Raw genomic sequence first — 7,654 nt, 5'->3', positions numbered from 1 at the left:
CATCCCCGCCTCCCCCACCGCCTCCGCCGGCAGCCGCACCGTCGTCAGCTCCGGCTCCACCGCCGTCGCCAGGGACAGGTCGTCGAAGCCGGTCACCGAGACGTCGTCCGGCACCCGCAGCCCCAGCCGTCGCGCGGCCTTGCACGCGCCCGCGGCCAGGATGTCGTCGTCGCAGATCAGCGCGGTGGGGCGGGGCCCGGGCCGGGTCAGGGCCCGTTCCGCGGCCCGTAGCCCGTCGGCGACGGAGAGCGCGGCCGACTCGGTGACCAGCTCGGCGCCGGGCACGTCGCGCAGCGCGTCGGCCAGGGCCCGCGCCCGTACGTGGAAGGTCCAGGAGTCGATGTCCGCCGCGAGGTGGGTGAAGCGGCGGTGGCCCAGCCCGAGCAGGTGCGCGGCGACCTGCCGCATGCCGTCGGCGACGTCGAAGTTGACGGTGGCGGCCGTCCCGGCCCGCCGGGGGTCGCTGTCGAGCATGACCAGCGGCAGGCCGCCCTCGCGGATGGGGCCCAGGGCGTCGGCCGCCATGGAGGACGCGATGATCCCGTCCAGCGTGGCGCGCGCCGAGGCGAAGGGGTCGCGCGCGGGGCCGACGCCCTCCGGCGAGGGGTAGAGCACGACGCCGACCCCGTGCTCGGCGGCCACGCGGGCGGCGCCCGTGTAGACGCGGGCGAAGAACTCGTTGGTGAGCGCGGGCACGACCAGCAGGGCCGTCCGGGTCCGCCCCAGGCGCAGGTTGCGCGCGGCGAGGTTCGGGCGGTAGCCCAGGCTCCGCGCCGCCGACCGCACCGCCTCGGCGGTCTTCTCCGAGACCCGGCCGCGCCATTTCTCCCCCATGACGAGCGAGACGGTGGCCTGGGAGACGCCCGCCACCCGCGCCACGTCCCGGCTGGTGGCGCGGGCCCCGACGCGCGGCCCGCGGGCACTGGGCCAGCGCGCGGACGCGGCGTCGTCCGGCCCCGTGCTCGTTTCCCGGCCCTCGGCCCCCGTGCCTTCGGTCGTCACTCGCTGCCTCCCCGGCCGCCCCTGTCCCGCCGCCCCGCGCGGTTGGACCCACGGAGCGTCATCATGGTACGTATAACGTCAATAGTTATACGTAAAACCCGAGGGTCGGGAGAAGGAGAGTCATCGATGGCGGCGGTCGGCGGATACGGCGACTTGCTCAGGACGCGCCACGCGGCGCGACTGCTGACCGGCACCCTGGTGGGACGGTTGCCGAACGCGACCGCCGCGCTGGCGATCGTGCTGTTCGTACGCGCCGAGGGCAGCAGCTTCGCCCTCGCCAGCGCCCTCTCCGCCGTCTACGGCGCGGCCAACGCCCTCGGGCAGCCGCTGCTGGGCCGGGCCGTCGACCTGTACGGCCAGCCCCGGGTGATGCTGCCCTCGGCCGTCCTGGCCGCGCTGGGCATGACCGTCTTCGCCGTCCTGGGCGTGGACGCGCTGCTGCCCGCCTATGTCGCCATGGTCGTGGCGGGCTTCTTCACCCCGCCGCTGGAAGGCGGGCTGCGGGCCCTGTGGCCGTCCGTCCTCGGGGACGAGGGGCGCATTCACGCCGCGTACTCCCTCGACGCCATCGCGCAGGAAGTGATCTACGTCGTCGGCCCGCTGATCATCACCGGGTTCGTCGCCGTCTGGTCCCCGGCCGGGGCGCTGTTCGTCATCAACCTGCTGGGTGTCCTCGGCGCGCTCGCGGTCGTCACCTCGCCGCCCTCGCGGAAGTGGCGGAGCGAGCCCCGCGAGGCGCACTGGCTGGGCGCGCTGCGCTCGCGCGGGCTGCTGGTCGTGCTCGGGGCGTTCTTCTTCATCGGCTGCGCGCTGGGCTCGATCGCCCTGACGGCGGTCGCCTACGCCGACCGGCACGGCGGCGACGCGGTCTCCGGCTACCTGCTCTCGGCGGTCGGCGTGGGTGCGCTCATCGGTGGCACGATCTACGGCGCCCGTGAGTGGCCCGGCAGCCCGGAGCAGCGGCTGCGGGTGCTCGTGGCCGGGCTCGCGGTCTGCTATGTGCCGCTGCTGCTGGCCCCCGGCGTCGTCCTGATGACGGTGCTGGCCGGTGTCGCGGGCATCTTCCTGGCACCGTCGCTGGCCTGCGCGTTCGTCGTCGTCGACCGGCACGCGCTGCGCGGCACGGTCACCGAGGCGTTCTCCTGGCTGGTGACCTCCTTCGGCGTGGGCGCCTCCATCGGCACCGCGGCCGCGGGCCCGGCGGTCGAGCACAGCGGGGTCGTGGCCGGGTTCGGTGTCGCGGTGGGCGTCGGATTCGCGGCGCTGCTCGTGCTCGTCCTGGCGCAGCGCGCCCTGCGGGCCCCCGAGGCTCCCTCGACCGTCGTGGCGCGGTCGGAAAATGATCGGAACGGTGCGGTCGAACCCGGTTTCAGCACAGGGGTTCAGGCGTAATGTTCAGGCATGGACCGCCGCATTTTCGGGCTGGAGAACGAGTACGGCGTCACGTGCACTTTCAGGGGTCAGCGCCGGCTGTCCCCTGACGAAGTGGCCCGCTACCTCTTCCGCCGTGTCGTTTCCTGGGGGCGCAGCAGCAATGTCTTCCTGCGCAACGGTGCTCGGCTCTACCTCGATGTGGGTTCGCACCCCGAATACGCGACTCCGGAGTGCGACAGTGTGATCGAGCTGGTCACCCACGACAAGGCGGGCGAGCGCATTCTGGAGGGGCTCCTCGTCGACGCGGAACGGCGCCTGCATGAGGAAGGGATCGCGGGCGACGTCTATCTGTTCAAGAACAACACCGATTCGGCCGGAAACTCCTACGGTTGCCATGAAAACTATCTCGTGGCCCGGCACGGGGAGTTCTCCCGGCTCGCGGACATCCTCATCCCGTTCCTCGTCACCCGGCAGCTGCTGTGCGGCGCGGGCAAGGTGCTCCAGACCCCCCGCGGCGCCGTCTACTGCGTGAGCCAGCGGGCCGAGCACATCTGGGAGGGCGTCAGCTCCGCCACGACGAGATCGCGCCCGATCATCAACACCAGGGACGAGCCGCACGCGGACGCCGAGCGCTACCGCCGTCTGCATGTGATCGTCGGCGACTCCAACATGTCCGAGACGACCATGCTGCTCAAGGTCGGCGCCACCGACCTCGTGCTGCGCATGATCGAGGCGGGCACGGTCATGCGCGACCTCACCCTGGAGAACCCGATCCGGGCGATCCGCGAGGTCAGCCATGACATCACCGGCCGCCGCAAGGTGCGCCTCGCGAGCGGCCGGGAGGCCTCCGCCCTGGAGATCCAGCAGGAGTACTACGAGAAGGCCGTGGACTTCTGCGAGCGCCGGGGCATCCGCACCGGCACCGTGGAGCGGGTCCTGGAGCTGTGGGGCCGCACCCTGGAGGCCATCCGGGACGAGGACCTCGGCCGCATCGACACCGAGATCGACTGGGTGATGAAGTACCGCCTCGTCGAGCGGTACCGCGCCAAGAACAACATCACCATGTCGCACCCGAGGATCGCGCAGATAGACCTCGCGTACCACGACATCCACCGCCGCCGCGGGCTGTACTACCTGCTGGAGAAGCGCGGCCAGGCCGCCCGGGTGTGCAACGACCTGAAGATCTTCGAGGGCAAGTCGGTGCCCCCGCAGACCACGCGCGCCCGGCTGCGCGGCGACTTCATCCGGCGGGCCCAGGAGCAGCGCCGGGACTTCACCGTCGACTGGGTGCATCTGAAGCTGAACGACCAGGCGCAGCGCACGGTGCTGTGCAAGGACCCGTTCCGCTCGGTGGACGACCGGGTGGAGAAGCTGATCGCCGGGATGTGACCGGGACGAGGGGGCGGCCGGGCCCGTGCCCGGTACGGCAGCGGTATGGCAGTGGTACGGCAGTGCGCCGGGGAGTGCCATCGGCGCGCTGCGGTGCCGGGCAAACGGTTGATCCGGCTGGTTCAGGCCGTAAAGTGGCGGACACTGCCCGAGCCCCCTAGCCCGAGTTGGACTGATGAACCTCACGAAGAACACGCGTCGCTTCGCCGCGGCGCTGGCCGTGCCTGCCCTGCTGTTCACCGCCGCGGCGTGCGGGTCCGACGGCAAGAAGGACAGCGGCGGCTCGTCCGGCAGCGAGATCAAGGTCACCGGCAAGTTCGGGGAGAAGCCCGAGCTGGGTGACCTCAAGGACGCCAAGCCGGGTGACAAGGTCACGACGAAGACCCTGATCGAGGGCAAGGGCACCACGGTCGAGAAGGGCGCCTTCGTCCGCCTCGACTACGTCGGTCAGGCCATGAAGTCCGACAAGCCGCTGGTCAGCAGCTGGACCGCGCCGACGGGCGGCGAGGCCCAGGGCACCCGCCGCCAGGCCGTCGCGCAGACCGGCCAGCCGGGCCGCGAGCTGCCCACCAAGGTGCTCGACGAGGTCGTCGGCAAGAAGGCGGGCAGCCGCCTCGAGGTGCAGGGCACCGCCAAGGCGCTGGTCGGCGAGGAGCTCAACCCGCAGGCCGGGGTCACCCCGGAGGACGGCCTGGTCTGGATCATCGACGTCGTCGGCACGGACAAGGTCGACCCCAAGGCCGAGGCCAAGGGCGAGCAGGCCAAGCCCGAGTCGGGCATGCCCGAGGTGAAGGCCGAGTCGCAGAAGGCCGCCGAGATCACCATCCCCAAGGACGAGAAGGCGCCGGGCGACCTCAAGGAGCAGCTGCTGATCAAGGGCAGCGGCCCGGAGATCAAGGCCGGTGACGGTCTGATCGCCCAGTACACCGGTGTGAAGTGGGAGGACGGCAAGAAGTTCGACTCCTCCTGGGACCACGGCGGCGCCATCGCCTTCCAGATCGGCACCGGCTCGGTCGTCCAGGGCTGGGACAAGGGCCTGGTCGGCAAGCACGTCGGCGACCGCGTCGAGCTGGTGATCCCGCCGAAGCTGGGCTACGAGGGCCAGCCGCAGAGCGGCCTCGACAAGAACACCCTGGTCTTCGTCGTCGACATCGTGGGCAAGGTCTGACCCCCGGCCCGACCCCCGGACCGACCTCGGATCCGGCTACCCGGCGGGCGTCTGCCAGACTTGCCAGGTTGTCCGCAGGAATTTTCACAGGAGAACTTTCGTGAGCATCGACAAGCCCGAGATCGACTTCCCCGAGGGCCCGGAGCCGACCGACCTCGAGATCAAGGACGTCTGGGAGGGCGACGGTGCCGTCGCCGAGGCCGGCGACTTCGTCAAGGTCCACTACGTGGGCGTGGCCTTCTCCACCGGTGAGGAGTTCGACGCCAGCTGGAACCGCGGCTCGGCGCTGGAGTTCCAGCTCGGTGTCGGCCAGGTCATCGCGGGCTGGGACCAGGGTGTCCAGGGCATGAAGGTCGGCGGCCGCCGCAAGCTGGTCATCCCCGCCCACCTCGCCTACGGCGACCGTGGCGCGGGCCGTGCCATCGCCCCGGGCGAGACCCTGATCTTCGTCTGCGACCTGATGGGCGTCGCCAAGCGCTGACCCCGTACCGGCCCGGCCGGTACGAGCGTGCGAAGGGCCGAGGGCCCATGTCCCCCGCGGGCATGGGCCCTCGGCTTTTGTCGTACGAGCGCAGAGCGGTACGGTCAGCGGTTGAGAGCACAAGTAGAGAGGGCGTCGATGGCGATTGCCAAGGCCGAGCGGCTGATGAACCTGGCGCTGTGCCTGCTGGGCACGCGCCGACCGCTCAGCAAGCGGGAGCTGCGTACCTCGATCGAGGCCTATCTCGAAGCGTTCGGGCCGGGACACGGCGCGGGCTTCGGGCCGGGGAGGGGTGCGGCCCCGGGCGCGGACGGCACCGGCAGCGGCAGCGACGACGCCTTCAACCGGATGTTCGAGCGGGACAAGGACGATCTCCGCGAGCTCGGCCTGATCATCGAGACCGTGGAGAGCGTCGACGGCGAGACCGGCTACCTCGCCCGCCGCGACAGCAACCGCCTGCCGCCCATCACCCTCGACGTCGAGGAGGCCGCCGCCCTCGGGCTGGCCGCCAAGGTCTGGCAGCAGGCCCGCCTCGCCGGGGCCGCGAGCGGCGCGCTGCAGAAGCTGCGGGCCGCGGGCATGCCGCTCGCGGAGGACGACCCCTACGAGGGCCGTATGGCGCTCGAACCCCGCATCCCCGTCCACGAGGCGGCCTTCGAGCCGCTGATGCTCGCCGCCCGGGACCGCCGCACGGTCACCTTCGACTACCGCAAGGCGAACGCCGCCCGCCCCGAGCAGCGGCACGTCGAGCCCTGGGCCCTGGAGTGCTGGCGCGGCCACTGGTACCTGGCGGGCTGGGACCGCGACCGCGGCGCCGAGCGCGTCTTCCGGCTCTCCCGGATCACCGGCCGGGTGCGGTCCAAGGCCATGGCCTTCACCGCGGAGGTGCCCGACCACGTGACCGTCCGCGAGACGGTCGAGAGCTGGGCGGGGGAGACCGCCACCGGCACCGCCCGGATCAAGGTCCGGGCCGGGCACGGCTACCCGCTGCGTGCCCGCGCGCTCTCCGCCCGCGACCTGGGCGACGGCTGGGACGAGCTGGAGATCCCGTACGGGCACGGGCTCGACGCCTGGCTCGTCGAGTACGGCGCCGATGTGATCGTGCTGGAGCCCGCCGAGCTGCGGGCCGAAGTGATCGACCGGCTGCGTGCCGTGGCCAAGGGCTGAGCGAGAGCCGGACGAAGAGCCGAGCGAGCCGAACGAGAGCCGAACGAGAAGGGGAACGGACCCACTAGAAATGGCCGGAAACGCCATTGACCAGACACGGCGGATGCTGTCGCTGGTCACCTACCTCCGGGAGCGCCCGGGTGCCCGGGTCGCCGACGTGGCGCGCGCCTTCGGGATCACCGAGGACGAGCTGATCGGCGACCTCGACGTGCTGCCCATGTGCGGCACCAGCTTCCGCGGTGGCGACCTCCTCGACATCGACACCGACGGCGACCGCATCTGGTGGCACAACCCGGACGCGTCCGGCACGAGCACCGGTGAGCCGCTGCGGCTCGCCGCCGACGAGGCCACCGCGCTGCTCGTCGCCGCCCGCGCCGTCGCCACCCTGCCCGGTCTGCGCGAGGGCGACCGGCAGGCGCTGGTCCGTGCCACCGTCAAGATCGAGGCGGCGGCGGGCGAGGCCGCCGGGGCCAGCTCCCGGCTCTCGGTCACCTTCGAGTCCGAGGGCGGCGTCTTCGCCGACGTCGACCGGGCCATCGCCGGGCGCCGCCGGGTCTGGCTGCGCTACTACTCGCCCGCGCGCGACGAGCTCACCGAGCGCGAGGTCGACCCGATCCGGCTGTTCACGATGGGCCACACCTATCTGGAGGCGTGGTGCAGGCTGTCCGAGGCGCGGCGCACGTTCCGGCTCGACCGGGTCGCCGAGATCAGGGTCCTCGACGCGCCGTCCGACCCGCCGCCCGTGGAGCTGCGGGACCTCTCCGAGGCGCTGGTGCAGCCCGCCGCCGAGGACCCGGAGGTCGTCATCGAGGTCGGCCCGGGCGGCCGCTGGGTCGCGGAGTACTACCCGCACGACAGCGCCGAGGAACTCCCGGAGGGCGGTCTGCGCATCACGCTGCGCACACCGGACCCCGCGTCGCTGCGGCGGCTGGCGCTGCGGCTGGGGCGGGACGGGCGCATCGTCTCGCCGCCGGACCTGGCGGAGGCGGCGCGGGACGCGGCGCGCGAGGCGCTCGCCGCGTACGGCGAGTAGCGGTTCTGGGGCGCCCTGCGGCGCGGCTTCCTGCTCCCGG

The 7,654-nt window shown here is 72.2% G+C and carries 7 protein-coding genes; 6 read left to right on the top strand and 1 reads right to left on the bottom strand.

The window, feature by feature from the left end; all coding sequences use genetic code 11:
- The coding region (locus tag K6I34_RS26815; RefSeq protein WP_229329452.1) for a LacI family DNA-binding transcriptional regulator at positions 1–879 on the bottom strand (879 nt) is incomplete at its 3' end.
- A 249-nt stretch (positions 880–1,128) separates the two neighbouring features.
- On the opposite strand from K6I34_RS26815, the gene K6I34_RS26810 reads away from it, so the two are divergent.
- The 6 genes from K6I34_RS26810 to K6I34_RS26785 all read left to right on the top strand — a co-directional run bounded on the left by K6I34_RS26810 (position 1,129) and on the right by K6I34_RS26785 (position 7,614).
- Positions 1,129–2,394, top strand: coding sequence for an MFS transporter (locus tag K6I34_RS26810; protein WP_229329450.1), 1,266 nt, complete (start codon positions 1,129–1,131; stop codon positions 2,392–2,394).
- A 9-nt stretch (positions 2,395–2,403) separates the two neighbouring features.
- Positions 2,404–3,765, top strand: a complete 1,362-nt coding sequence (gene pafA, locus K6I34_RS26805; RefSeq protein WP_229329448.1) for a Pup--protein ligase — start codon at positions 2,404–2,406, stop codon at positions 3,763–3,765.
- A gap of 175 nt (positions 3,766–3,940) precedes the next feature.
- Entirely contained in the window at positions 3,941–4,933 is a 993-nt protein-coding gene (locus K6I34_RS26800) for an FKBP-type peptidyl-prolyl cis-trans isomerase (RefSeq protein ID WP_229329445.1), read from the top strand.
- A 100-nt stretch (positions 4,934–5,033) separates the two neighbouring features.
- On the top strand, positions 5,034–5,414 hold the full coding sequence (locus tag K6I34_RS26795) for an FKBP-type peptidyl-prolyl cis-trans isomerase (RefSeq protein ID WP_229329443.1): 381 nt from the start codon (positions 5,034–5,036) through the stop codon (positions 5,412–5,414).
- Between the two features lie 138 nt (positions 5,415–5,552).
- Positions 5,553–6,581: a YafY family protein gene (locus tag K6I34_RS26790; RefSeq protein ID WP_229329440.1), complete on the top strand. Its 1,029-nt coding sequence runs from the start codon at positions 5,553–5,555 to the stop codon at positions 6,579–6,581.
- Between the two features lie 70 nt (positions 6,582–6,651).
- Complete coding sequence (locus K6I34_RS26785) at positions 6,652–7,614, top strand: YafY family protein (protein WP_229329438.1); 963 nt, start codon at positions 6,652–6,654, stop codon at positions 7,612–7,614.
- Positions 7,615–7,654: the final 40 nt, after the last annotated feature.

This window comes from Streptomyces sp. UNOC14_S4, assembly GCF_020740835.1.
Lineage (GTDB): Bacteria > Actinomycetota > Actinomycetes > Streptomycetales > Streptomycetaceae > Streptomyces.
The sequence above is the reverse complement of the archived record's forward strand: the minus strand, read 5'-3'. Positions and strand labels throughout refer to the sequence as shown.